The 22,432-nt window shown below is 68.1% G+C and carries 23 protein-coding genes; 17 read left to right on the forward strand and 6 right to left on the reverse strand.

Features of this window, described 5'->3' with window-relative positions:
• Positions 1-71: 71 nt before the first annotated feature.
• The 4 genes from H9Q09_RS02990 (at position 72) to H9Q09_RS03005 (ending at position 5,357) form a co-directional block, all read left to right on the forward strand.
• Positions 72-1,847: an N-acetylglutaminylglutamine amidotransferase gene (locus tag H9Q09_RS02990; protein ID WP_187389847.1), complete on the forward strand. Its 1,776-nt coding sequence runs from the start codon at positions 72-74 to the stop codon at positions 1,845-1,847.
• Between the two features lie 7 nt (positions 1,848-1,854).
• The gene (gene ngg, locus H9Q09_RS02995) at positions 1,855-3,666 is read left to right on the forward strand and encodes an N-acetylglutaminylglutamine synthetase (protein WP_187389848.1); all 1,812 of its coding nucleotides are present in this window, start codon (positions 1,855-1,857) and stop codon (positions 3,664-3,666) included.
• A complete protein-coding gene (locus H9Q09_RS03000) occupies positions 3,666-4,820 on the forward strand; it encodes an osmoprotectant NAGGN system M42 family peptidase (protein WP_024349608.1) in 1,155 nt (384 codons plus the stop codon). The genes ngg and H9Q09_RS03000 overlap by 1 nt, the downstream gene beginning before the upstream one ends.
• A gap of 102 nt (positions 4,821-4,922) precedes the next feature.
• Positions 4,923-5,357, forward strand: a complete 435-nt coding sequence (locus H9Q09_RS03005) for a hypothetical protein (RefSeq protein ID WP_187389849.1) — start codon at positions 4,923-4,925, stop codon at positions 5,355-5,357.
• A gap of 21 nt (positions 5,358-5,378) precedes the next feature.
• Here the strand turns inward: H9Q09_RS03005 and H9Q09_RS03010 are convergent, their stop codons facing one another.
• From H9Q09_RS03010 to H9Q09_RS03020, 3 genes are all read right to left on the reverse strand, one after another.
• A complete protein-coding gene (locus H9Q09_RS03010) occupies positions 5,379-6,239 on the reverse strand; it encodes a polysaccharide deacetylase family protein (protein ID WP_024349606.1) in 861 nt (286 codons plus the stop codon).
• Between the two features lie 92 nt (positions 6,240-6,331).
• Positions 6,332-7,192, reverse strand: a complete 861-nt coding sequence (gene fdhD / locus H9Q09_RS03015) for a formate dehydrogenase accessory sulfurtransferase FdhD (protein ID WP_187389850.1) — start codon at positions 7,190-7,192, stop codon at positions 6,332-6,334.
• 105 nt (positions 7,193-7,297) lie between these two features.
• A complete protein-coding gene (locus H9Q09_RS03020) occupies positions 7,298-8,182 on the reverse strand; it encodes a LysR family transcriptional regulator (protein WP_187389851.1) in 885 nt (294 codons plus the stop codon).
• A 108-nt stretch (positions 8,183-8,290) separates the two neighbouring features.
• Here H9Q09_RS03020 and queF point away from each other — a divergent pair, with 108 nt between their 5' ends.
• The 4 genes from queF (at position 8,291) to H9Q09_RS03040 (ending at position 11,144) form a co-directional block, all read left to right on the forward strand.
• Positions 8,291-8,752, forward strand: coding sequence for a preQ(1) synthase (queF, locus tag H9Q09_RS03025; RefSeq protein WP_024349603.1), 462 nt, complete (start codon positions 8,291-8,293; stop codon positions 8,750-8,752).
• 165 nt (positions 8,753-8,917) lie between these two features.
• Positions 8,918-10,045, forward strand: coding sequence for a 3,4-dihydroxy-2-butanone-4-phosphate synthase (gene ribB, locus H9Q09_RS03030; protein ID WP_187389852.1), 1,128 nt, complete (start codon positions 8,918-8,920; stop codon positions 10,043-10,045).
• Positions 10,046-10,346: 301 nt separating this feature from the next.
• Complete coding sequence (locus H9Q09_RS03035; protein ID WP_187389853.1) at positions 10,347-10,652, forward strand: hypothetical protein; 306 nt, start codon at positions 10,347-10,349, stop codon at positions 10,650-10,652.
• A gap of 72 nt (positions 10,653-10,724) precedes the next feature.
• The gene (locus H9Q09_RS03040) at positions 10,725-11,144 is read left to right on the forward strand and encodes a hypothetical protein (RefSeq protein WP_024349600.1); all 420 of its coding nucleotides are present in this window, start codon (positions 10,725-10,727) and stop codon (positions 11,142-11,144) included.
• Here the strand turns inward: H9Q09_RS03040 and H9Q09_RS03045 are convergent.
• Positions 11,125-11,739, reverse strand: coding sequence for a hypothetical protein (locus H9Q09_RS03045; RefSeq protein WP_187389854.1), 615 nt, complete (start codon positions 11,737-11,739; stop codon positions 11,125-11,127). The genes H9Q09_RS03040 and H9Q09_RS03045 overlap by 20 nt on opposite strands.
• A 118-nt stretch (positions 11,740-11,857) precedes the next feature.
• Positions 11,858-12,781 (reverse strand): pca operon transcription factor PcaQ, encoded by a 924-nt coding sequence (gene pcaQ, locus H9Q09_RS03050; protein ID WP_187389855.1) that lies wholly within the window; start codon positions 12,779-12,781, stop codon positions 11,858-11,860.
• 98 nt (positions 12,782-12,879) lie between these two features.
• On the opposite strand from pcaQ, the gene pcaC reads away from it, so the two are divergent.
• Genes pcaC through pobA form a run of 6 tightly spaced genes read left to right on the forward strand, consistent with a single transcriptional unit; the run spans position 12,880 to position 17,467 of the window.
• Complete coding sequence (gene pcaC, locus H9Q09_RS03055; protein ID WP_024349597.1) at positions 12,880-13,287, forward strand: 4-carboxymuconolactone decarboxylase; 408 nt, start codon at positions 12,880-12,882, stop codon at positions 13,285-13,287.
• A complete protein-coding gene (gene pcaH, locus H9Q09_RS03060; protein WP_187389856.1) occupies positions 13,284-14,006 on the forward strand; it encodes a protocatechuate 3,4-dioxygenase subunit beta in 723 nt (240 codons plus the stop codon). The genes pcaC and pcaH overlap by 4 nt, the downstream gene beginning before the upstream one ends.
• The gene (pcaG, locus tag H9Q09_RS03065; RefSeq protein ID WP_187389857.1) at positions 14,006-14,632 is read left to right on the forward strand and encodes a protocatechuate 3,4-dioxygenase subunit alpha; all 627 of its coding nucleotides are present in this window, start codon (positions 14,006-14,008) and stop codon (positions 14,630-14,632) included. The genes pcaH and pcaG overlap by 1 nt, the downstream gene beginning before the upstream one ends.
• A 17-nt stretch (positions 14,633-14,649) precedes the next feature.
• Positions 14,650-15,507 carry a CoA transferase subunit A gene (locus H9Q09_RS03070; RefSeq protein ID WP_187389858.1) on the forward strand — a complete coding sequence of 286 codons (858 nt, stop codon included), beginning with the start codon at positions 14,650-14,652 and terminating at the stop codon, positions 15,505-15,507.
• The gene (locus H9Q09_RS03075; protein ID WP_187389859.1) at positions 15,507-16,289 is read left to right on the forward strand and encodes a CoA-transferase subunit beta; all 783 of its coding nucleotides are present in this window, start codon (positions 15,507-15,509) and stop codon (positions 16,287-16,289) included. The genes H9Q09_RS03070 and H9Q09_RS03075 overlap by 1 nt, the downstream gene beginning before the upstream one ends.
• Entirely contained in the window at positions 16,286-17,467 is a 1,182-nt protein-coding gene (gene pobA, locus H9Q09_RS03080) for a 4-hydroxybenzoate 3-monooxygenase (protein WP_187389860.1), read from the forward strand. The genes H9Q09_RS03075 and pobA overlap by 4 nt, the downstream gene beginning before the upstream one ends.
• A 15-nt stretch (positions 17,468-17,482) precedes the next feature.
• Here pobA and H9Q09_RS03085 read toward each other — a convergent pair whose 3' ends face one another.
• Positions 17,483-18,370, reverse strand: coding sequence for a rhodanese-related sulfurtransferase (locus H9Q09_RS03085; protein ID WP_187389861.1), 888 nt, complete (start codon positions 18,368-18,370; stop codon positions 17,483-17,485).
• Between the two features lie 176 nt (positions 18,371-18,546).
• On the opposite strand from H9Q09_RS03085, the gene H9Q09_RS03090 reads away from it, so the two are divergent.
• The 3 genes from H9Q09_RS03090 (at position 18,547) to H9Q09_RS03100 (ending at position 22,264) form a co-directional block, all read left to right on the forward strand.
• Positions 18,547-19,929, forward strand: coding sequence for a hypothetical protein (locus tag H9Q09_RS03090; RefSeq protein WP_246715981.1), 1,383 nt, complete (start codon positions 18,547-18,549; stop codon positions 19,927-19,929).
• Positions 19,930-20,121: 192 nt separating this feature from the next.
• Positions 20,122-21,654, forward strand: a complete 1,533-nt coding sequence (locus tag H9Q09_RS03095) for a YifB family Mg chelatase-like AAA ATPase (protein WP_187389862.1) — start codon at positions 20,122-20,124, stop codon at positions 21,652-21,654.
• 7 nt (positions 21,655-21,661) lie between these two features.
• On the forward strand, positions 21,662-22,264 hold the full coding sequence (locus tag H9Q09_RS03100) for a class I SAM-dependent methyltransferase (protein ID WP_187389863.1): 603 nt from the start codon (positions 21,662-21,664) through the stop codon (positions 22,262-22,264).
• Positions 22,265-22,432: the final 168 nt, after the last annotated feature.

The raw sequence follows: 22,432 nt of genomic DNA on the forward strand, positions 1-22,432 counted from the left end.
CCCGTTTCACCCGAGCGCCCGGCCGCATCGCAGGCGGGCGCCACGACGACGAGACAGGCTCTGGAGGCGACATGTGCGGAATTTGCGGTGAGATCCGGTTTGACGGAAATTCGGCGTCGCCGGAACGCATTTCCAGAATGTCCGCCTGCCTCGAGCGCCGCGGCCCGGACGGGTCCGGCCAGGTGGTGCGCGGCCGGGTCGGCCTCGGCCATCGTCGGCTGAAGATCATCGATCTGAGCGAGAAGGCCGAGCAGCCGATGGTCGATCCAGATCTCGGCCTGACCATCGCCTTCAATGGCTGCATCTACAATTACCCGGAACTGCGCCAGGAGCTGGAGGGCAAGGGCTACCGCTTCTTCTCCCACGGCGACACCGAGGTGATCCTGAAGGCGTACCACGCCTGGGGCCGCGACTGCGTCAAGCGCTTCCACGGCATGTTCGCCTTCGTTTTGCATGAGCGGGAGACCGGCCGGGTGCTGCTCGCCCGCGACCGCTTCGGCATCAAGCCGCTCTATCTGTCGCAGAACGACAGGCGCCTCTATGTCGGCTCGTCGCTGCAGGCGATCCTGCGCACCGGCGACGTCGACACCTCGATCGACCGCCAGGCGCTGCACCACTACATGACGTTCCACGCGGTGGTGCCGCCGCCGCTGACCATCGTCAAGGGCGTGCGCAAGCTGCCGCCGGCGACGACGCGGCTGATCGAGGCCGATGGCAGCTACAGCGACGAGATGTTCTGGGCGCCGAACTTCGCGCCGCTGCCGGGCGACGAGAAACTGTCCTCCAACGACTGGCGCGACCTCGTCATGGAGTCGCTGAAGACCGCGGTCGCGCGCCGCATGGTCGCCGACGTGCCGGTCGGCGTGCTGCTGTCGGGCGGCGTCGATTCCTCGCTGATCGTCGGCCTCCTCGCCGAGGCCGGCCAGAAGGATCTCAACACCTTCTCGATCGGCTTCGAGGACGCCAATGGCGAGGTCGGCAACGAATTCGAATTCTCCGACCTGATCGCCAATCACTACGGCACCGAGCACCACAAGATCTTCGTGCCCGGCTCGGAGCTGATGGAGCATCTGCCGGGCACCATCGCCGCCATGTCGGAGCCGATGGTCTCCTACGACAATGTCGGCTTCTACCTCCTGTCGCGCGAGGTCTCCAAGCACATCAAGGTGGTCCAGTCGGGCCAGGGCGCCGACGAGATCTTCGGCGGCTATCACTGGTACCCGCCGATGGTCGGCGCCAACGATCCGCTGGCCGCCTACAGCCGCGCCTTCTTCGACCGCTCCGACGAGACGCTGCGCCGGCAGATCTCGCCGGAATGGCATGCCGACAGCGATGTCAGCCGCGAATTCGTCGAGCGCCATTTCGCCATGGCCGGCGCCACCAACCCGGTCGACAAGGCACTGCGGGTCGACGCCCACATCATGCTGGTGGACGATCCGGTCAAGCGCGTCGACAACATGACCATGGCCTGGGGCCTGGAGGCGCGGGTGCCGTTCCTCGACCACGAGCTGGTCGAGCTGGCCGCGCGCGTGCCGGCCGAGGAAAAGCTCAAGCAGGAGGGCAAGGGCGTCCTCAAGGAGGTCGCCCGGCAGGTCGTCCCGTCCGAGGTGATCGACCGCAAGAAGGGCTACTTCCCGGTCCCGCAGCTCAAATACATCTCCGGCCCCTATCTCGACATGGTGCAGGACACGCTGCGCTCCGACAGCGCCCGCTCGCGCGGCCTGTTCCGCGACGACTATCTCGACACGCTGTTCGCCAATCCGGCGGACCACATCACGCCGCTGCGCGGCTCGGAACTCTGGCAGGTCGCGCTTCTGGAAATGTGGCTTCAGCAGCAGGAGCTGTGATCGCGCCATGGCCGACATGAGAGACAAGCAGCAGCACGGGGTCGACAAGCACCGCCTGCGGCGAATGCATCGCGACGGCATGAAGCCGCCGATCAACCAGCCGGGCGGTGCCGCCTACCAGGCGCAGGAAAACGCCATTCTCGATTGCGGCTGGGGCCGGCTGGTCTTCGGCCAGACCTTTGACGATCCCAAGGAGCTGGTCAGCAGCCTGCGCGAGGAAGGCACGGCGCGGCGCGACATCGCCTTCTATGTGCGCGATCCCCATGTCCTGCTCAGCCACGCGCCGCAGGAGATCTTTCTCGACCCGTCCCACACCTACCGGCTGGATCTCGCCACCTATCGCAGCGATCCGCGCCGGCCGCGCGGCTATTTCATCCGCCGCATGTCGTCGGAGCAGGATGCCAACGAGGTCAACCGCATCTACCAGAGCCGCGGCATGGTGCAGGTGCATCCCGGCTTCTTCTGGTCGAACCGCGACAACCGGGCGCTGACCTATTTCGTCGCCGAGGACGAGACCACCGGCGCGATCATCGGCACCGTGACCGGCGTCCACAATCGCCGCGCCTTCAACGACCCGGAGAACGGCTCCTCGCTCTGGTGCCTGGCGGTCGATCCGCAGGCCACCCAGCCCGGCATCGGCGAAGCGCTGGTGCGGCGCCTTGCCGAGCATTTCCAGGCGCGCGAATGCGCCTTCATGGATCTGTCGGTGATGCACGACAACGACAAGGCGATCGCCCTCTACGACAAGCTCGGCTTCTACCGGGTCCCGTATTTCGCCGTGAAGCGCAAGAACGAGATCAACGAGAAGCTGTTCACCGGCACCGACGACGATTACGACCATCTCAATCCCTACGCCCGGATCATCGTCGACGAGGCCCGGCGGCGCGGCATCCATGCCGAGGTCACCGACGCGCCGGGCGGCTTCTTCCGCCTGACCCAGGGCGGCCGCACGATCCATTGCCGCGAGAGCCTGTCGGAGCTCACCTCGGCCATCGCCATGTCGATCTGCGACGACAAGTCGGTCACCCGGCGCACGGTCGAGGCGGCCGGCGTCAAGGTGCCCGAACAGATGGACGCCGATGTCGGCGACGAGGCCATTGCCGCCTTCATCGAGACCCATGGCAGCATCGTGGTGAAGCCGGCGCGCGGCGAACAGGGCCGCGGCATCGCCGTCGGCATCGACAATCTGGAGGACGCGAAGACCGCCATCGCGGCGGCCCGCCAGCAATCCGACCGGGTGCTGCTGGAAGCCTGCTTCAACGGCGAGGATCTGCGGCTCATCGTTATCGACTACCGGCTGGTGGCCGCCGCGCTGCGCCGTCCGCCGCACATCACCGGCGACGGCCGCTCCAGCGTGCGCGAGCTGATCGAGCATCTGTCGCGTCGCCGCGCCGCCGCGACCGGCGGCGAAAGCCGCATTCCCGACGACGCCGAGACGGCGCGCTGCGTGAAGAATGCCGGCTACGACATGGATTCCGTCCTGCCCAAGGGCGAATGGATCGCCGTGCGCAAGACGGCCAATCTGCACACCGGCGGCACCATCCACGACGTCACCGGCGAGGTCCATCCGACGCTGGTCCAGGCGGCCATCGCCGCGGCCCGCGCGATCGAGATCCCGGTGACCGGCATCGACCTGATGGTCAAGGATCCGCGCCGTCCCGACTACGTCTTCATCGAGGCCAATGAGCGGCCGGGTCTGGCCAATCACGAGCCGCAGCCGACGGCCGAGCGTTTCATCGACCTCTTGTTTCCCCTGTCGATACCGTTTTCAGTGCGCGCAGCCAGGAACCAGCAGCAGAAATCACGGAAGGACGAATAGTGCCGCGGCTTGCCATCGATGCCCAGTATCTGACGGACCAGCTCAAGGCGCTGCTCACCATCCCCAGTCCGACCGGTTACACGGACACCATCGTGCGCCATGTCGCCAAGGAGCTGGAGCGCCTCGGCCTGACCGCCGAACTGACCCGCCGCGGCGCCATCTCGGCCGTCCGCCAGGGCTCGCGCCGGGCCTCGGCCCGCGCCATCGTCAGCCATCTCGACACGCTCGGCGCCCAGGTGAAGCAGCTCAAGGACAATGGCCGGCTGGAACTGGTGCCGATCGGCATGTGGTCGGCGCGCTTTGCCGAAGGCGCCCGCGCGACGCTGTTCACCGAGGCCGGCACCTATCGCGGCACCATCCTGCCGCTGAAGGCCTCGGGCCATACCTACAACATGGAAATCGACACCATGCCGGTGGGCTGGGACTATGTCGAAATGCGCGTCGACGCCCTGTCGCGCAATCGCGAGGAGCTCGACAAGCTGAAGATCGAGATCGGCGACACGGTCGCCATCGATCCGCAGCCCGAATTCATGGAAAACGGCTTCATCGTCTCGCGCCATCTCGACAACAAGGCCGGCGTCGCGGTGATGCTGGCAGCGATCGAGGCGATGGAGCGCGAGGGCGTCTCGACGCCGGTGGACATCCACTGGCTGTTCACCATCGCCGAGGAGGTGGGCGTCGGCGCCGCCTCAATCCTCACCCCCGACGTCGCCTCGATGATCGCCGTCGACAACGGCACTTCGGCGCCCGGCCAGAACTCGTCGGAATTCGGCGTGACCATCGGCATGTCCGACCAGTCCGGCCCGTTCGACTTCCATCTGACCAAGAAGCTGGTGCGGCTCTGCATCGACGAGGACATCAGCTACCAGAAGGACATCTTCAAGTTCTACCGCTCGGATTCGGCCTCGGCGATCGAGGCCGGCCACGACGTGCGCACCGCCCTCATCACCTTCGGCGTCGATGCCTCGCATGGCTACGAGCGCATCCACATGCACGCCCTGCGCTCGCTGTCGGAGCTGATCACCGCCTATGCCACCTCGCCGGTGGAGATCGAGCGCGACCGCAACCAACATGCCGGCATCAAGGGCTTCACCCGCCAGCCGGCGATCGAGGCGGAACAGGAACTGGCCGAGGATTCCGAACCGGCGGAGTGACCCAGGCGGACAGTCCGGGCGACCGTCAAATCCCCTCCCCTTGCCCCTCGGGCGGGCTAGGATGATCCTGCCCGCACAGGAGCGGCACGACGGGGGAGCAGCGTGACGGCGCAGGCATCGATGGCGGTCGCGATGGAATGGTGGGACGCGTGGATCGCGATCGCGACGCGCCAGCCGGTCATCGCCGCCGCGGGACTGGCGCTGGCGCTGCTGTCGCTGATCCTGACGCGCAGCGTCGTCATCTTCCTGGCGGCGGTGTTCCTCGCCCTGATCGCCGTCCTCGCCACCGCGCCGGTGGACGATCCGCTGCAGCGCCAGGTCCTCGCCTATGGGTGCCTCGCCGTGATCCTCGCGGTCTCGCTGGTCGCCATGGCCCTGCGCGTGCAGCTGCGCGACACGCGGGACCGCTTGCGCCAGTCGCAGGCCCGCGAGGCCGAACTCCAGGATATCTATGACAGCGAGGTGCGGTGGCGCCAGGCCGCCGGCGATCGGCGCGCGACGCTGCCCCCGGGGCAGAGCGAGACATCCGGGGCCTGAGCCCCGGCGCCTCGCCGCCCGTCAGAAGCTCGCGTCGGACAGGAGCATCGGTCCGGACGGACGGCCAGCCGGCACCAGCCGCACCACCTTGAAGCCGCGCTCCTGCAGCGCCTGCAGGAAGTCCGGCAGCATCGCCGCCGTGCGCGACTGGATGTCGTGGAACAGCACGATACCGCGGCCGTGCTTTTCCAGCGACAGCAGGGTGCGGTCGCGCACGATCGACGGCGCGTCGCGGAAATAGTCCTTGGAGTCGATGTCGACGTCGATCGCCACGACGCCCTCGCCCGACAGGCGCTCGCGCAGCGGGCGCGTGTCGGCCAGATAGGGAAAGCGGAAGAACGGTGCCGGACGCCGGCCAATCGGCGCCAGCGCCGCCGAGACGCTGCGCTGGCCGCGGTGGATTTCGGCGATGGCCGCGTCGGCGCTGAGGGTGCGCAGATTGGCGTGCCCCTCGGTGTGGGTGCCGATGGTGTGACCGTGCAGCGCCACGTCCTGGGCGATCTTCGGATAGGCGCGGGCCATCTGGCCGACCATCAGGAAGGTCGCGCCGACGCCGTATTCGTCGAGAGCCCGCAGGATCTTGTGGGTCTTCCCCGGAATCGGGCCGTCATCGAAGGTGAGCACCACCTCCTTGGGTTGCAGAACGATGTCGGAGATGTGGCTGACTTCCAGCGTGCGACCGTTCAACGGCGAGGACGAGACCGGCGCAAAGGACTGGAACAGCGGGAAGGCGCCGTCCGAAGCATCGGGCGCGAAACCGAGCGCGGCGACCGAAGTCGTGGCGGTCGGGCCCTTCATCGCAAGGCTTCTCGCCTCGTTATGGCCGCAGCCGGCAATGAGGGCGAGCGCCAGAATGGCGGCCCCGGCACGAAACAGTTTCATGACAGCGATCCGAGAGTTTCGACGCTCCGGTTGTATCGCGCCATGGTTAACGCCCGGTTGCGCGCCTTCCCGTTTCGATCCACCGGGCGGGGTCAGGCGCTCCGGGGTCGGGCCTCACCACCGGCGCGATGATCAGCTGACGCTGTGTCGGCGCCCGCGATCCGCGTCGGATGGCTGAAGATCTCGAAACCCTCGCCGCGCACCACCGCCACCAGCGTGATGCCCGCGGCCTGCGCCTCCGCGATGGCGAGTTCGGTGGGCGCCGAGATCGCCGCGATCAGGCCGCAGCCCATCACCGCCGCCTTCTGGATCAGCTCCACCGAGACCCGGCTGGTGATGGTCAGGAAGCCGGTCGCGGGATCGATGCCGGCCCCGGCCAGATGCCCGGCCACCTTGTCCAGCGCATTGTGCCGGCCGACATCCTCGCGCAGCACCAACATGTCACCACCCGGCCGGTGAAACGCCGCCGCGTGGACGGCCCGCGTCAGCCGCGTCAGCTCCTGCTGCCGAGCCATATTGGCCACCGCATCGGTCAGTTCGGCGGGCGCGACGGAGAATTCTGCCGCATCAACACTCGGCAGGTCGCGGCCGGCGAGCTCCAGCGATTCCACGCCGCACAGGCCACAGCCCACCGGCCCGGTCATCTGGCGTCGGCGGGCGGTGTAGGTCGCGGCGCGGGCCTCGCTCAGCCATAGCCGGCAGTCGATGCCGAGGTCGCTCTCGACGATCTCCATCCGCTCGATCTCGTCGGGACGGGTGACGATGCGCTCGTTCAACGCCAGGCCGATGCCGAGGTCCCGGATATGGGAGGGCGTCGCCATCATCACCGCATGGGTCGAGCCATTGACCGAGATGGCGACGGCGGTCTCCGCCGGCACCTGGCGCGTCGCCGATGCGAAGGCGCCGTCCCGAAAGACGATGCTCTGCGTGCCCGTCGACGGGTTGCGGGTCATGCCAGATCCTTCTTGCGGCAGGGGCGCCGATCGCCGTCCACGCCGGTCCCCGGCCAAGTGGAGCAGACCGGCGTCGCCGCAAGCACCCTCGTCGCAGCGACGTGTTCAGGCCGCGTCCGGCAGCGCGCTTTCCTCCCAGAAGGCGGTCAGGATCGGCGGACGCGGATCGCGCCGGGCGGTGACCAGACCGATGCGGTAGCTGACGTCGCCATCGGTGATGGGGATCGCCACCATCGGCTCTGCCAGCCCCAGCGTGCCGGCAAAGGGACAGGGCATGATCGTCGCCAGGTCCGCGGCCCGCACCTGCGCCAGGAGCGCGATCATCGAGTTCGATTCCATCACCGCCCGGAATGCTCGCCCCTCGGCCCCCAGATGCCGGTTGAGGATCTGCCGGTTCTGCATGTCGCCCGACAGGAGGCAGAGCGGGATCGCGGCCGCCTCCTCCCAGGTCACGCTGGCCTTGTCGGCCAGGCAGCTGCCGCGGGTCGTCACCAGGCAGTAGCGCTCGGCATAGAGCGGCCTTGTATCCAGCCGGCGCAGGCGCTCGTCGTCGAGATAGGTCAGGGCGACGTCGATCTCGAAATTCTCGACGCCCTGCACGAGCTCGGTCGAGGTGTGCGACATGACCTCGAAGGACACATCGGCATGCCGCGCCAGGAAGGGCGTCGTCAGCCGCGCCACCACCGGCAGCGCCGTCGGCACCGCGCCGATCCGCAGATGGCCGGAAAGGCCGGACCGGACGGTGCGGATCTCCTCGCGCATGGTGCGCAGATCGTCGGTGATCCGCCGCGCCCAGACGAGGACGCGCTCGCCCTCCTCGGTCATGCCCTGGAACCGCGAGCCGCGATTGACCAGCGTCACCTCGAGCCGCTCCTCCAGCTGGCGGAGGCCCGCCGACAGCGTCGGCTGGGTGATGCCCAGCCGTTCGGCGGCGCGGCCGAAATGCTTCTCGCCGGCCAGCATGATGAGATATTCGAGCTTGTCGATCATCGCGGCACCCTATCAATCGCCGGCCCACGCTCCTACATGCAACGGCTTCGCGCCGCCGCTGTCCCCAGGAAGCGGCGCAGTCCTTCCGACGGCTTTACGGACGCTTCCATGGTTTCTCCCGACGATCTCTCCCAACTCGGCCGCGACGCCCGTCCCGCCGCCTCGCCCGAAGAGGCGGTGCTGGAAACGGTGCCCTACACGCGCGGCGACGGCGCCCCGGCCATCGTGCGCTTCACCTGCCCGGAATTCACCTCGCTCTGCCCGGTGACCGGCCAGCCCGACTTCGCCCATCTCGTCATCGACTACGCGCCGGACGAGCGGCTGGTGGAATCGAAGTCGCTGAAGCTGTTCCTGACCAGCTTCCGCAATCACGGCGCCTTCCACGAGGATTGCACGGTCTCGGTCGGCCGGCGCATCGTCGCCGCGACCAAGCCCCTGTGGCTGCGCATCGGCGGCTACTGGTATCCGCGCGGCGGCATCCCGATCGACGTGTTCTGGCAGACCGGCCCGGCCCCCGAGGGCGCCTGGGTCCCGGAGACCGGCGTACCGCCCTATCGCGGTCGCGGCTGACCACTGCGTTCGGGGCGGCCGCATTGATCGCCGGCCACCCCGCGCCTAAAGCATCGAGGAAGCAAGCGCGACGGCGCGGCGACGGCCCTTGTGGTCGGCCGGCCGCGGGTCGCGGAGACGAGGCGGCATGCCGGGGCGCATGACCTGCAATCGGAGCGGACGGACATGACGGACCAGGACACGCAGCTCGACAGCATCGAATCGGCCATCGCGGCCATCGCCGAGGGCGAACTCGTCGTCGTCGTCGACGACACCGACCGCGAGAACGAGGGCGACCTGATCATGGCCGCGTCGAAGGCGACGCCGGAAAAGATGGCCTTCATGATCCGCCACACCAGCGGCATCATCTGCGTGCCGATGACCGCCGACCGCGCCGACCGGCTGAACCTGCCGCCGATGGTCGCCAACAATCTCGACCCGATGCGCACCGCCTTCACCGTGTCCGTCGACTACAAGGTCGGCATGACCACCGGCATCTCCGCCGAGGAACGCACCAACACGGTGCGGGCGCTGGCCAACGACAATTGCTCGGGCTCCGACTTCCTGAAGCCGGGCCACATTTTTCCGCTGATCGCCCGCGATGGCGGCGTCCTCACCCGCTCCGGCCACACCGAGGCGGGCACCGATCTCGCCAAGCTGGCCGGGCTGGAGCCGGCCGGCGTCCTGGCCGAGATCGTCAATGACGACGGCACGGTGAAGCGGCTGCCGGAGCTGCTGGTCTTCGCCCGCGAGCACGGCCTGAAGATCATCTCCATCGAGGACCTGATCTCCCACCGCATCAGGCGCGAATCCTTCGTCACCTGCGTGCGCGAGGAGCCGATGAAGGTGGGCGGCGTGGATGCCATGCTGCGCATCTACGAGACGCCCTTCGACCAGATGCAGCACGTGGTGGCGGTGTTCGGCGACGTGCGCGACGGCGAGAAGGTGCCGACCCGCATCCATCGCGAGCAGCCGGTGCTCGACCTGTTCGGCCGCACGCGGGAGACCAAGACCTGGGTGGAGATCGCCGTCGACCGGCTGAAGAGCCACGGCTCGGGCGTCCTGATGCTGCTGCGCACGCCCAATGTCGACGATTTCGAGACCGGCGAGACGGTCGCCGACCATGCCGACGGCGAACGCCACGGCAGTGCCCTGAAGCGCCAGCAGCGCTGGCGGGAGATCGGCGTCGGCGCACAGATCCTGCGCGATCTCGGCGTGCGCTCGATCTCGGTCGTGGCGACCCATGAGCGCGCCTATGTCGGCCTCACCGGCTTCGGCATCGAGGTCGCCGGGACCATTCTCGTCGAGGACTGAGACAGGGCGGCGTCAACCGCCGGCAGCGCGCCGCGCATGGCGGCTGCCGCTCCGTCTTAACCCGACGGCAACCACAGGTCATACCGCAGAGGAACATGCGGGGATTTCCTCTGCCTTATGAACAACATGGGTCAGATGCGCCGTCCGTCGCGCCATAACAGCACAGATTTTGTCTCAACTTGGCACAACTCGCGCGGCGAAGCAAAAACTTCCCCTAAGTCAGCATAATCCTGTTGATATTCGTCAGATATGATTCAATCCTCCCCTTGCGCTACATCAAAACAACGGAGGCGTTTTTTCCATGCGCAAGGTCCTGCTTAGCATTTCCGCTATCGCTGCGGTGCTCGCGTTTTCGGCGACCGCCGAAGCCAAAACATACAAGCGGCATATCGCCGAAAACAACGAGAAGGCATATTGCGTCGAGTACGTGCCTTCCACCTACATCTACAATACCCGTGGCAAGAAGGTCGTCGGCGAGAGCCGCTCCTGGGTCGGCGACTTCGTCGACGGCGCTACCATCGTCAAGCGCCGCAATCCGGCCGTGTACAAGACCACGCGGAAGCTCGTCGAGCAGGATCACTACACGCTCGTCGAAGGCGCCTGCTGACATCGCACGAAGGGGGAGCGAACCGATGTGCCCGCTCCCCCTTCACCCTTGCCACGGAAGGAGCGGACGCCGATGACCGTCACCGCCAGCTTCACGGCAGCACTCGTCCTGGCCGCCGGCCTGACCATTCCCTTCGGGGAGAAATCTCCCCCCGCCACCGCGCCCGCTCCGCTGCCGGAATACGGGCTCGCCTTCGAATTCGTCGAAGAGGAGCGTGGCTATACGCTGAACGCCCTCGTCCAGGATCGCGCCACCCGCAAGGTGGAGAGCACCACCATCAACCGGTGCGATGCGATCGACATCGAGTCCTTTTCCGAAGGCCTGTTCGGAAGCCCCGTGCGTTGCGACGGGGTGAACTACGTTTTCGAGACCGAGGGCACGGCGATCGTCGTCGAATCCTCCGACACCAAGCCGTCGCGACGGGTCAAGATCCTGCCCCCCGGCCACGCCATCCTGAACGGCATTCCGCTGCTCATGGAGACAGCGCGCTAGAGATCGGGAAGCTCATCCCGTCAAACGCGTCCGGTCGGCGATAGCGGATTTCGCCGTCGATCGTATAGGCCTGCGGCAGTCGGTTCTCCGGCGCGCCGGCGGGCGGCGCTGTGCGCGTCGGCGTCACCATCAATCCGGCATCCCAGAAGCGTTCGAGATCGTCCGCCGTCACCCCGTCCTCGTCGTCGGCAAAGGCGATGGCGAGGCCTTCCGTCCCGGTGACCGTCTGCCGCCAGGGTGTCTGGCCGGCGGCCGGCAGTGGCCAGGCGGGCGCCACGGCGGCGTCGGCCGCGCCATCTGCCGGCGCTTCCCAATCCGCTTCAGCACCGGCGGGCTCCCCGTCCGCGTCCGCGTCGACGGCCGGCTCCCGGGGCACCAGGAATCCCTCATAGGACAGGGCCGCGATGACATAGGGCGGGACATAATAGGCGGCGTTGGTCGGGGTGATCGGCCGCACGATGAGTTCCGGCCCGGTCTCGCAGGCCTCGGCGGTCGGGCCGCCGCCATTGTCGAGCGTCACGTAGCAGCGCGAGGGGATGCTGGTGCATCCGCCGACGATGGCGAGCGTGAACAGGAGTGGCAGAGCTGGTCGCATCGGGTGTCCCTCGCTGCGACCTTCCACATTTATGGTTAGCGGGCCGTTAACGGTGGCTCGCGGCGCCCGGGAAATGACGCCCGGACGCCTGCGTGAGAGACCCGGCCGTGCTGCGGTCTCAGCGGGCCAGCCCGTGCGCGGCCACCGCGGCGCGGATCGCGGCGATGAACAGCCGGAGTGCCGGCGACGGATCGCCCTCCCCGCGCATGGTCAGGCCGACCGGCCCCAGCGTCTCGGCCATGTCGATCGGCAGTTCCGCCAGCATGCCGTCGGCCACGTCCAGCGCCACTACGCCCGACGAGATGAACCAGACCGCATCGGTCTTGCGGACATAGGCCCGGCCGAAACTGTCGACCACGGTCTCGATGCGGTCGCGGCGGCGGGTCAGGCCATGGGCGATGAAGTAGCGCTCGGCGATTGTCCGGATGGCGGCATCGGCATCGGGAAAGATCAGCGGATAGGCGGCGATCGACCCGGGATCGGCAGCGCTCAGCAGCGGATGGCCGGGGCGCACGACGAGACTGACCCGCTCGGAATAGAGCTGGGCGAAGCTGAAGCCGGCCATCGCGTCGGGCTGCCCAAGCCGGCCGATCACCAGGTCGAGGGCGCCGGAGGCGAGCTGCGACAGAAGATAGGCGTTGGGCCCCGAAACGATGCTCAGCCCCGCCTCCGGGGCGGTCCGCGCCATCTCGATCGCCGCATCCGGCACGATGCGCGCGGCGACGCTCGGCAGCGCGCCGATGGTCAGGCGCAGCTGCGATGCGGCCAGCGTCTCGGCGACACCCTCGATGCCCTGGCTGAGCGCGGCAAGGCTGGCCGAGGCATAGGAATGGAACATCCGCCCCACCGGCGTCAGCGTGGCCCCGCCCCGCCCGCGGCTGACGAGGCGCGCGCCCAGCATCTCCTCGAGTTCGGACAGCGTCTTGGAGACGGCGGGCTGCGACACGTTCAGCCGTGCGGCCGCCTTGCCGAGACTGGCGGAGCGGGCTACCTCGATGAAGGTCTTCAGATGTCTCAGACGAACCCGTGGGTCGATTTCCATAATCTCACGGTTATGCGAACTGCGCTGGAATTCATTTTACATGAGTTTTCAGGCGGCTGATAGTGAACGGGTTGAGCTGACGGAGACCGGGAGGAACCATGCAGCAGGACCCCAGCGAGCGCTACCAGGCGGGCATGACGGTGCGCCGTGCCGTGCTCGGCGACGCCCATGTCGATCGCGCCCAGCGCCAGAGCGACGGGTTCGACGCCCCCTTCCAGAGCTTCATCACCGAGGGCGCCTGGGGCACGGTCTGGTCGCGGCCGCATTTCACCCATCGCGAACGCTCCATCGTCACCATCGCGCTGCTGGCCGCGCTCGGCCAGGACGACGAGGTCGCCATGCATGTGCGCGCCACGGCCAATACCGGTGCGACCCGCGAGGACGTTCTGGAAGCGCTGCTGCACGTCGCCGTCTATGCCGGCGTGCCGGCCGCCAACCACGCCATCAAGATCGCCAAGTCGGTCTATGCCGAGATCGACAAGGCCGCGGAGGCAGGCCCGGCATGAGCGGCGGATCCTTCTTCCAGCGCGACCGCAACTGGCACCCGGCCGCCTATACGCCCGGCTACAAGACCAGCGTGACGCGCTCGCCGCAAAAGGCGCCGATCTCGCTCGACAACACCGTCTCGGAGATGACCGGCCCGGTCTTCGGCCATGATCTGATCGGCGAGACCGACAACGACCTCCTGCGCAATTTCGCCCAGGGCGGCGAGCCGATCGGCCAGCGCATCATCGTCCATGGCCGGGTGCTCGACGAGACCGGCAGGGGCGTTCCCGGTGCGCTGCTGGAATTCTGGCAGGCCAATGCGGGCGGGCGCTACCGCCACAAGAAGGAAACCTACCTGGCGCCGCTGGATCCGAATTTTGGCGGCTGCGGACGCACCCTCACCGATGCCGACGGCAGCTACCGCCTGCGCACCATCAAGCCCGGCGCCTATCCCTGGCCGAACGGCGTCAACGACTGGCGGCCGGCCCATATCCATTTCTCGGTCTTCGGCCATGGCTTCGCCCAGCGGCTGATCACCCAGATGTATTTCGAGGGCGACCCGCTGATCTGGCGCTGCCCGATCGTCGCGACGATCCCCGACCGGGCCGCCGTCGAACGGCTGATCGCGCCGCTCGACATGAACAATGCCGTACCGATGGACAGCCGCGCCTATCGCTTCGACATCGTCCTGCGCGGACGCCGGTCGACGCTCTTCGAGAACCGGACGGAGGGCAATTGATGGTCCAGCCGCTTCCCTATTTGAAGGAATCGCCGTCGCAGACCGCCGGCCCCTACGTCCATATCGGCTGCACGCCGAACTACAGCGGCATCGAGGGCGTCTATGCCGAGGATCTCGGCGCCCGCATGGTGGATGCGCAGACGCAAGGCGAGCGCATCCGCATCGTCGGCCGCGTCTTCGACGGAGTCGGCACCGCGCTGAAGGACGCCCTGGTCGAGATCTGGCAGGCCGATGCGCAAGGGCTCTATCCCGGCCCGTCCGAGACCCGCGGCACCGCCGATCCGCATTTTGCCGGCTTCGGCCGCTCGCCCGGCGACATGACCACCGGCGAGTTCGTCTTCGAGACCATCAAGCCGGGCCCGGTGCCGTTCAAGGACGGCCGCCCCCAGGCGCCGCATGTGACGGTCTGGATCGTCGCGCGCGGCATCAATCTCGGGCTTCACACCCGCATGTATTTCGGCGACGAGGAGACGGCCAACGCGGCCGATCCGGTGCTGGCGCGCATCGAGCACCGTGCGCGGGTCCAGACGCTGATCGCGCCGCGCACGCAGGAGGGCGACGTGCCGACCTACCGGTTCGACATCCGCCTGCAGGGCGAGAACGAGACGATCTTCTTCGACATCTGACGGCTGCAAAGATATCCATGGCACAGTTCAAGACACTGAAAGACGCCGTCGCCGACAATCTGCGGCCCGGCGACATCGCGGCCTTCGAGGGCTTCACCCATCTCATCCCCCACGCGGCCGCCCATGAGGTGATCCGCCAGGGGATCGGCGACCTGACCCTCGTGCGGCTGACGCCCGACCTCGTCTACGACCAGCTCGTCGGCTGCGGGCTGGTGAAGAAGATGATCTTCTCCTATCTCGGCAATCCCGGCGTCGGCCTGCTGCGGCGCGTGCGCGACGCGGTGGAGAACGGCGTGCCGCAGCCGCTGGAACTGGAGGAACACTCCCACGCCGCCCTCGCCAATGCCTATGAGGCGGGCGCAGCCGGCCTGCCGATGGCGGTGTTCCGCGGCTACAAGGGCGCCGGGCTGAAGGCCGTCAATGCGAACATCCGCTCGGTCACCTGCCCCTTCACCGGCGAGGAACTGGCTGCCGTTCCCGCGATCCGACCGGATGTCACCTTCATCCATGCCCAGAAGGCCGACCGGAAGGGCAATGTCCTGATCGAGGGCATTCTCGGCGTCCAGAAGGAGGCGGTGCTGGCGGCCAGGCGCGCCGTCATCACCGTGGAGGAGATCGTCGACGACTTCGACGACGCCCATCCGAACCTCACCATCCTGCCGCACTGGACGATCAGCGCGATTGCCCATGTGCCCGGCGGCGCCCATCCGTCCTATGCCCGCGGCTATTACGGCCGCGACAATGCGGCCTATGTCGAATGGGACGAGATCGCCGCGGACATGGACCGGTTCAGGGCCTGGATCGACACCCATGTCATGCAGGCCGGGCCGGAGGATTTCGCCGGCCGCGTCGAGACGCTGAAGGGGAAGATGTGATGGCGAGTGCGGACTTCACGCCCGACGAGATGATGACCATCGCCGCCGCGCGGGCGCTGTCGAACGACGACGTCTGCTTCGTCGGCATCGGTGCGCCCTCGGCCGCCTGCAACGTCGCCCGGCTCACCCATGCGCCGGACATCACGCTGATCTACGAGAGCGGCACCATCGCCACGGCGCCGAGCGTCCTGCCCCTGTCCATCGGCGACGGCGAACTCTGCGAGACCGCGCTCACCACCGTCTCGGTGCCGGAGATGTTCCGCTACTGGCTGCAGGGCGGCCGCATCTCCATCGGCTTCCTGGGCGCGGCGCAGCTCGATCCCTTCGGCAACATCAACACCACGGTGATCGGCGACTACGCCCATCCGAAGACCCGCCTGCCCGGCGGCGGCGGCGCGCCGGAGATCGCCTCGTCCTGCGGCGAGGTGTTCATCACCATGAAGCAGACGAAGCGCGGCATGGTGAAGGCGATCGACTTCTTCACCTCCTTCGGTCACGGCAAGGGCGGCTCGGACCGCCAGGATCTCGGCATCACCACCAGGGGGCCGACGCTGCTGGTCACCGACATGGCGGTCTGGCGGCCGAATCCCGAGACCAAAGAATTCGAGGTCAATTCCATCCATCCCGGCGCCTCGCGCGAGACGATCGCGGCGAGCTGCGACTGGGATGTCGTCTATGCGGCCGATGTCGGCGAGACGCCGCCGCCGACCGAACTGGAGCTCTCCACCCTGCGCGAGATCAAGGCCCGTACCGCGGCCGCACATCGGCGGAACGCCGCGTGACGACCACCCGCACCCGCGTCGTCATCATCGGCGGTGGCCCGGCCGGCCTGCTGCTCGCGCTCATCCTGCACCGCGCCGGCATCGAAAGCGTCGTCCTGGAGCGCAAGAGCCGCGACTACGTCCTGTCGCGCATCCGCGCCGGCGTCCTCGAACAGGGCACCACGGATCTCCTGCGCACTGTCGGCCTCGGCGCGCGAATGGACCGCGAGGGCCTCGTCCATGACGGCTTCGACATCGCCTGGCGCGGCGAGATGCTGCATGTAGACCTGCGCGAACTGACCGGCGGCAAGACCGTCACGGTCTATGGCCAGACCGAGGTGACCCACGATCTCTACGACGCCCTCGACGAGGCCGGCGTGCCGGTCATGCACGAGGTCGAGGACGTCGCGCCGCAGGACATCACCGGCAGCGCGCCCTTCGTCACCTACCGTACGCGCGACGGCGAACAGCGGCTGGAATGCGACTTCATCGCCGGCTGCGACGGCTTCCACGGCGTCTGCCGGCAGGCGATCCCAGCATCCAGCATCGAGACCTTCGAGCGGGTCTATCCCTTCGCCTGGCTCGGTGTCCTGTCCCGCACGCCGCCGATCCAGGAGGAGCTGATCTACGCCAATCACAGCCGCGGCTTCGCGCTGTGCTCGCTGCGCAATCCGCAGCTCTCGCGCTACTACATCCAGTGCGACGCCGACGACGACGTCGCCAACTGGCCGGACGAGCGCTTCTTCGACGAATTGCAGGCCCGGCTGCCCTCCGCGGTCGCCGGCAATCTGGTGCGTGGGCCGTCGATCGAGAAGTCGCTGGCGCCGCTGCGCTCCTTCGTCGCCGAGCCGATGCGCTACGGCCGGATGTTCCTCGCGGGCGATGCCGCCCATATCGTGCCGCCGACCGGCGCCAAGGGGCTGAACCTGGCGGTCTCCGACATCCATTATCTCTCGCGCGCCCTGATCGCCCATTATCTCGACAAGGACGACGGCCTGCTAGAGGCCTATTCCGAAACCGCGCTGGCGCGGGTGTGGAAGGCCGAGCGCTTCTCCTGGTGGTTCACCTCGATGATCCACCGCTTCGAGGAGCACGGCGCCTTTTCGCAGCGGATCCAGGAGGCGGAATTCGACTATCTGGCCGATTCCGAGGCGGCGCAGACATCGCTTGCCGAGAATTATGTGGGGCTGCCCTTCTGACGGCCGGCAGGCCGCTCAGCCGCGTCCCGTCTCCCGCATGATCTGGCGCTGGCGCTCGCGCAGCGATGCGGCCTTCTCCTCGGTCAGCCGGTCGATGCAATGGGCGCAGGAGACCCCCTCCTCGAAGGCCGGGTCGGCGCGCTCTTCCGGCGACAGCGGCTGGCCGCAGCCATAGCAGGCGGTCCAGTCCGTCCGGGCCAGCCCGTGGCCGACGGCGACGCGGCCGTCGAAGACGTAGCAGTCGCCCTCCCAGCGGCTGTCTTCCTGCGACACGTCCTCGAGATATTGCAGGATGCCGCCCTTGAGGTGGAAGACGCTCTCGAACCCCTTGGACAGCATGTAGGCCGAGGCCTTCTCGCAGCGGATGCCGCCGGTGCAGAACATCGCCACCTTGCGGTGCTCGGCCGGATCGAGCGCGGTCTCCACATAGGCCTTGAAGTCGGTGAAGCTGTCGATCGCCGGATCCACCGCCCCGGCAAAGCCGCCGACCTTGGTCTCGTAGCGATTGCGGGTGTCGAGGACGAGCACCTCCGGATCGTCGATCAGGGCGTTCCAGTCGGAAGGGGCGACATAGGTGCCGACGCGCCGGGAGGGATCGGCCTCGGGGGCCCGCATGGTGATGATCTCCGGCCGGATGCGCACCTTGGTGCGGGCAAAGGGCCAGTCCTCGGCGGCCGAGAATTTCAGCTCGCCGCGCCCGATGCCGCAGCGCCGGTCGAGATGCGCGACCATCGTCTCCACGCCGTCCTGCGGGCCCGCCAGCGTGCCGTTGATCCCCTCCGGGGCGATGAGGATCGTGCCGCGCGTGCCGGTGTCGGCGCACAAGGCGGCGAGCTCGGCCTTCAGCGCGGGAAGGTCGTCGAGCGTGACAAAACGATAGAAGGTGGCGACGGTCAGGGACATGGCGCGTCATACCGCCGGTCTGCCCGCCTGACAAACCCTCTCAGCCCCGCGCCGCTCACCGATCCCCAGGCGACGATCCGGTGCAAATCTCGCCGGCGAGACGTGACGCGCCGCCCGGGAATGCTAAGACAGAGAGAGTTTCCCGCCGCCTCGTCCCTCCGCGGAGTTCGCAAGCGTTGATCGACCGTCTCATCGGTGTCGTTCTGATCGTCACGGGCGTCGCCATCCTTCTGCGCGAATGGGTGGGCAGCGCGGGCGCCGGGCTGGTCGCGGCCGGCGGCATCCTCGTCTTCCTGGTTCTCGCCACGCCGCGGGCGCCCTGGTCGCGCCAGGCCTTCGTGGCGCTCGGCTTCGGCCTCGTCGCCATCGCCCTCTTCACCCGTGCCGACTGGCTCGCCATCACGGTGAAGGGGCTCGAACAGGGCGGGTTCATCGCGGCCTTCTTCATCGCGCTCGCCTCGCTGCGCGGCCCCGCCGCCGCCTCGCCGGCCATCGAACGGTGCGGGCAGTATCTCGCCAGCCAGCCGCCCGGCAAACGCTATCTGGCGCTGACCACGGGCGGCCATCTCTTCGCGCTGATCCTCAGCTACGGCGCGATCTCGCTTCTGGGCGGGCTGACCGAAAGCATCGCCAGCCGCGAGCCCAACGCCGAGATCCGCGAGATCCGCAACCGGCGCATGCTGCTGGCGATCCAGCGCGGCTTCGTTGCCTCGCTCACCTGGTCGCCGCTGGCCTTCGCCATGGCGATCTCCACCTCGGTCATTCCCGGCTCGTCATGGAGCGGGGCAGCCGTCTTCGCGATCTTCAACGCGGCCCTCGTCACCTTCATCGGCTGGGCGCTCGACACCTATTTCAAGCCGAAGCTGACCCAGCCGGCGCCAGCACGGCGCGACCCGATCGGCGGCTGGCGCGACCTGAAGCCGCTCCTGGCGCTGCTCGTCCTGCTCTTTTCGGGCGTCGCGGTGCTCGAGCTTCTGACCGGGCTGCGGGTGATTGCCGTGGTGATGCTGCTGGTGCCGACCATCGCCATCGGCTGGATCGTCATCCAGTCCCGCGGCGAGAGCGGAACGGCGGCGCGCACCGCGACGCAGCTGAAGCGGCTGGCCCTCATCGACATCCCCTCCTTCCAGTCCGAGCTGATCCTTCTGGTCATGGCCGGCTTCATCGGCGCCACCGGCGGCGAGTTGCTGCAGCCGGTGATCGCCGATCAGGCCCTGGCGCTGGACGCCATCCCGGTCTCGGTGATCCTCGTCGCCATCGTCTGGATCATCCCGCTGCTCGGCCAGCTCGGCATGAACCCGATCCTGTCGGTGTCGCTGCTGGCGCCCCTGCTGCCGTCGGCGGCAGCCATGGGCGTGTCGCCGAATGTCGTGGTCGTCGCGCTGACCGCCGGCTGGGCGCTCACCGGCGCCTCCTCGCCCTTCACGGCGACGACGCTGCTGATCGGCCGGCTCGGCCATACCAGCGCCTTCCGCGTCGGGGTGGTCTGGAACGGCGGCTTCATGGCGGCGGGCCTGCTGGCCCTGTCGGCCACCGTCTTCCTCATGGCGCAGCTTTGAGTCGCACGCGGCGCGCGACATCCGCTTGACGCGTTAACGATGGCTTAACCATCGAGCCGTCGCTGGACCGCGACTCACTCTGGCGCCGATTTGTTTCTGTCCTGTTCTTGTTTCATTCCGATTTCCATGCTTACCTAACGTCGCTTTCCGGCGAAATGAGTGGGCCGGAGTTCATCACGAGGGGTGGTGGCGATGGTATCGCGGGTCAAGACGGTGGCGTTTCAGGGCATCGAGGCGATTCCCGTCGACGTGCAGGTGATGGTAGCGCCGGGCAAGGTCGGCATCCAGATCGTCGGCCTGCCGGACAAGGCGGTGGCAGAGAGCCGCGAGCGCGTCCAGGCGGCCCTGCATGCCTCCGGCCTGTCGATGCCGCCGAAGAAGGTGACCGTCAATCTCGCCCCCGCCGACCTTCCCAAGGAGGGCAGCCATTACGACCTGCCGATCGCCCTCGGCCTGATGGCGGCACTCGGCGCGATTCCGTCCGACGCGCTGGCCGGCTATGTCGTTCTCGGCGAACTCTCCCTCGACGGCATGACCACCGCGGTCGCGGGGGCCCTGCCGGCGGCGATGGGCGCCAATGCCATTGGCCTCGGCCTGATCTGCCCGGCCGAGAGCGGCGCGGAGGCGGCCTGGGCGAGCCAGGACATGGACATCGTCGCTGCCCGCAGCCTGATCCAGATCGCCAATCATTTCCGCGGCACGCAGATCATCGCGCGGCCGGAGCCGGCCATCCGGGCCGCGCCGTCCGACCTGCCGGACCTTGCCGAGATCAAGGGCCAGATCGTCGCCAAGCGGGCGCTGGAGATCAGCGCGGCGGGCGGCCACAACCTCCTGATGGTCGGCCCGCCCGGTTCGGGCAAGTCGATGCTGGCGCAGCGCCTGCCGTCGATCCTGCCGGCGCTGACGCCGCGCGAACTCCTCGAAGTGTCGATGATCGCCTCGATCGCCGGGGAATTGTCCGGCGGCAAGCTGTCGGATCGCCGGCCGTTCCGGGCCCCGCATCATTCGGCCTCCATGGCGGCGATGGTCGGCGGGGGCCTGCGGGCGCGGCCCGGCGAGGTCTCGCTCGCCCATCGCGGCATCCTGTTCCTAGACGAATTCCCCGAATTCTCGCCGGTCGTGCTGGATTCCCTGCGCCAGCCGCTGGAGGCCGGCGAAAGCGTCATCGCCCGGGCCAATCACCGGGTGACCTACCCGGCCAAGATGCAGCTCGTCGCCGCGATGAATCCCTGCCGATGCGGCATGGCCGGCGAGCCGGGCCGCAGCTGTGCCCGCGGCACGCGCTGCGCCGCCGACTACCAGGCCCGCATCTCCGGGCCGCTGATGGACCGGATCGACATCCGCGTCGACGTGCCGGCGGTGACGGCCGCCGACCTGATCAAGCCGCAACCGGCGGAATCCTCGGCCGACGTCATGGCGCGCGTCGCCGCTGCGCACGCCCTGCAGACGGAGCGCTACGAGAGCCTCGGCCTGCCCGGCTCGACCCGCAACTCCCATTGTCCGGCCGCCCTGATCGAAAGCGTCGCCGAGCCCGACCGGGAGGGCCGGACACTGCTGCAGGAGGCGGCCGAGCAGATGCGCTTCTCCGCCCGCGCCTATCACCGCATCCTCAAGGTCGCGCGCACCCTCGCCGATCTCGACGGTGACGACATGGTCCGGCGGATCCATCTGGCCGAGGCGATCTCCTACCGCATGGCCGGCGAGCGGCTGGCCGCCGCGGCATGACGGCAAGATGAGCGCGGAGCTTCACCCCGCCGTTGCGGGCTACGACCTCATCGCCGACCGCTTCGAGGCCGCGCGCCGGCTGAAGCCGTGGGAGCCGCCCTTCTATGCGCAACTGGCGGCGGCGCTTCCGGCCGGGGCGCGGCTCCTGGATTGCGGCTGCGGCACCGGTCACGCGGGGCTGGCGCATCTGCTGGAGGCCGGTGTTTCGATCACCGCCCTCGACGGCTCGGCGGCCATGCTGGCGCATTTCCAGCGGGCCTACCCGCAGGTGCGGACCATCCTGTGCGACATGCGGGCCTATCTTCCGGCCGTGTCCTTCGATGCAATCGTCGCCTGGGACAGCTTCTTTCATCTGGACCATGGCGACCAGACGGCGATGCTGGGCCGCTTCGCGGCCTGGCTGCGCCCCGGCGGCTGGCTGCTGTTCACCAGCGGGCCGTCCCATTCGAGCGTCCGCGACACGATGTTCGACGTGCCCTTCGCCTATGCCAGCTACTCGGATGCCGGTTACCGGGTGCTCCTGGCGGAGGCCGGCTTCGCCGTGCGCATGGCCGTCTTCGACGAGCCGCAGGGTGCGATCCACAAGGTCTGGATGGCGCAGAAGAATTGACGCAGTCCGAGGTTTGTTCGGACAGGAAACCAGCCGTCGCTCGGCCATCGACACCTGCGACGCAGCTGCACGCCACAGCCGCGACCACAAAGCCGCCACGCCATCAGGCGGCCCACTTAGCCGACCGCCGCCCGGTGGCGGACGCCGCGCGCTTGCGCTCTGGGACGT

This window comes from Aurantimonas sp. DM33-3 (genome assembly GCF_014334315.1).
Classification (GTDB): Bacteria; Pseudomonadota; Alphaproteobacteria; order Rhizobiales; family Rhizobiaceae; genus Aurantimonas; species Aurantimonas coralicida.

Bases quoted from the DNA above. Each gene is read 5' to 3' on its own strand.
- H9Q09_RS03070 (WP_187389858.1), top strand. From the start codon at position 14,650: ATGGCACAGTTCAAGACACTGAAAGACGCCGTCGCCGACAATCTGCGG.
- ngg (WP_187389848.1), top strand. From the start codon at position 1,855: ATGGCCGACATGAGAGACAAGCAGCAGCACGGGGTCGACAAGCACCGC.
- ribB (WP_187389852.1), top strand. From the start codon at position 8,918: ATGACGGACCAGGACACGCAGCTCGACAGCATCGAATCGGCCATCGCG.
- H9Q09_RS03020 (WP_187389851.1), bottom strand. From the start codon at position 8,182: ATGATCGACAAGCTCGAATATCTCATCATGCTGGCCGGCGAGAAGCAT.
- queF (WP_024349603.1), top strand. From the start codon at position 8,291: ATGGTTTCTCCCGACGATCTCTCCCAACTCGGCCGCGACGCCCGTCCC.
- H9Q09_RS03095 (WP_187389862.1), top strand. From the start codon at position 20,122: ATGGTATCGCGGGTCAAGACGGTGGCGTTTCAGGGCATCGAGGCGATT.
- H9Q09_RS02990 (WP_187389847.1), top strand. From the start codon at position 72: ATGTGCGGAATTTGCGGTGAGATCCGGTTTGACGGAAATTCGGCGTCG.
- H9Q09_RS03075 (WP_187389859.1), top strand. From the start codon at position 15,507: ATGGCGAGTGCGGACTTCACGCCCGACGAGATGATGACCATCGCCGCC.
- H9Q09_RS03045 (WP_187389854.1), bottom strand. From the start codon at position 11,739: ATGCGACCAGCTCTGCCACTCCTGTTCACGCTCGCCATCGTCGGCGGA.
- H9Q09_RS03085 (WP_187389861.1), bottom strand. From the start codon at position 18,370: ATGTCCCTGACCGTCGCCACCTTCTATCGTTTTGTCACGCTCGACGAC.
- H9Q09_RS03010 (WP_024349606.1), bottom strand. From the start codon at position 6,239: ATGAAACTGTTTCGTGCCGGGGCCGCCATTCTGGCGCTCGCCCTCATT.
- pcaQ (WP_187389855.1), bottom strand. From the start codon at position 12,781: ATGGAAATCGACCCACGGGTTCGTCTGAGACATCTGAAGACCTTCATC.
- H9Q09_RS03100 (WP_187389863.1), top strand. From the start codon at position 21,662: ATGAGCGCGGAGCTTCACCCCGCCGTTGCGGGCTACGACCTCATCGCC.
- pcaH (WP_187389856.1), top strand. From the start codon at position 13,284: ATGAGCGGCGGATCCTTCTTCCAGCGCGACCGCAACTGGCACCCGGCC.
- pcaC (WP_024349597.1), top strand. From the start codon at position 12,880: ATGCAGCAGGACCCCAGCGAGCGCTACCAGGCGGGCATGACGGTGCGC.
- pcaG (WP_187389857.1), top strand. From the start codon at position 14,006: ATGGTCCAGCCGCTTCCCTATTTGAAGGAATCGCCGTCGCAGACCGCC.
- fdhD (WP_187389850.1), bottom strand. From the start codon at position 7,192: ATGACCCGCAACCCGTCGACGGGCACGCAGAGCATCGTCTTTCGGGAC.
- H9Q09_RS03040 (WP_024349600.1), top strand. From the start codon at position 10,725: ATGACCGTCACCGCCAGCTTCACGGCAGCACTCGTCCTGGCCGCCGGC.
- H9Q09_RS03035 (WP_187389853.1), top strand. From the start codon at position 10,347: ATGCGCAAGGTCCTGCTTAGCATTTCCGCTATCGCTGCGGTGCTCGCG.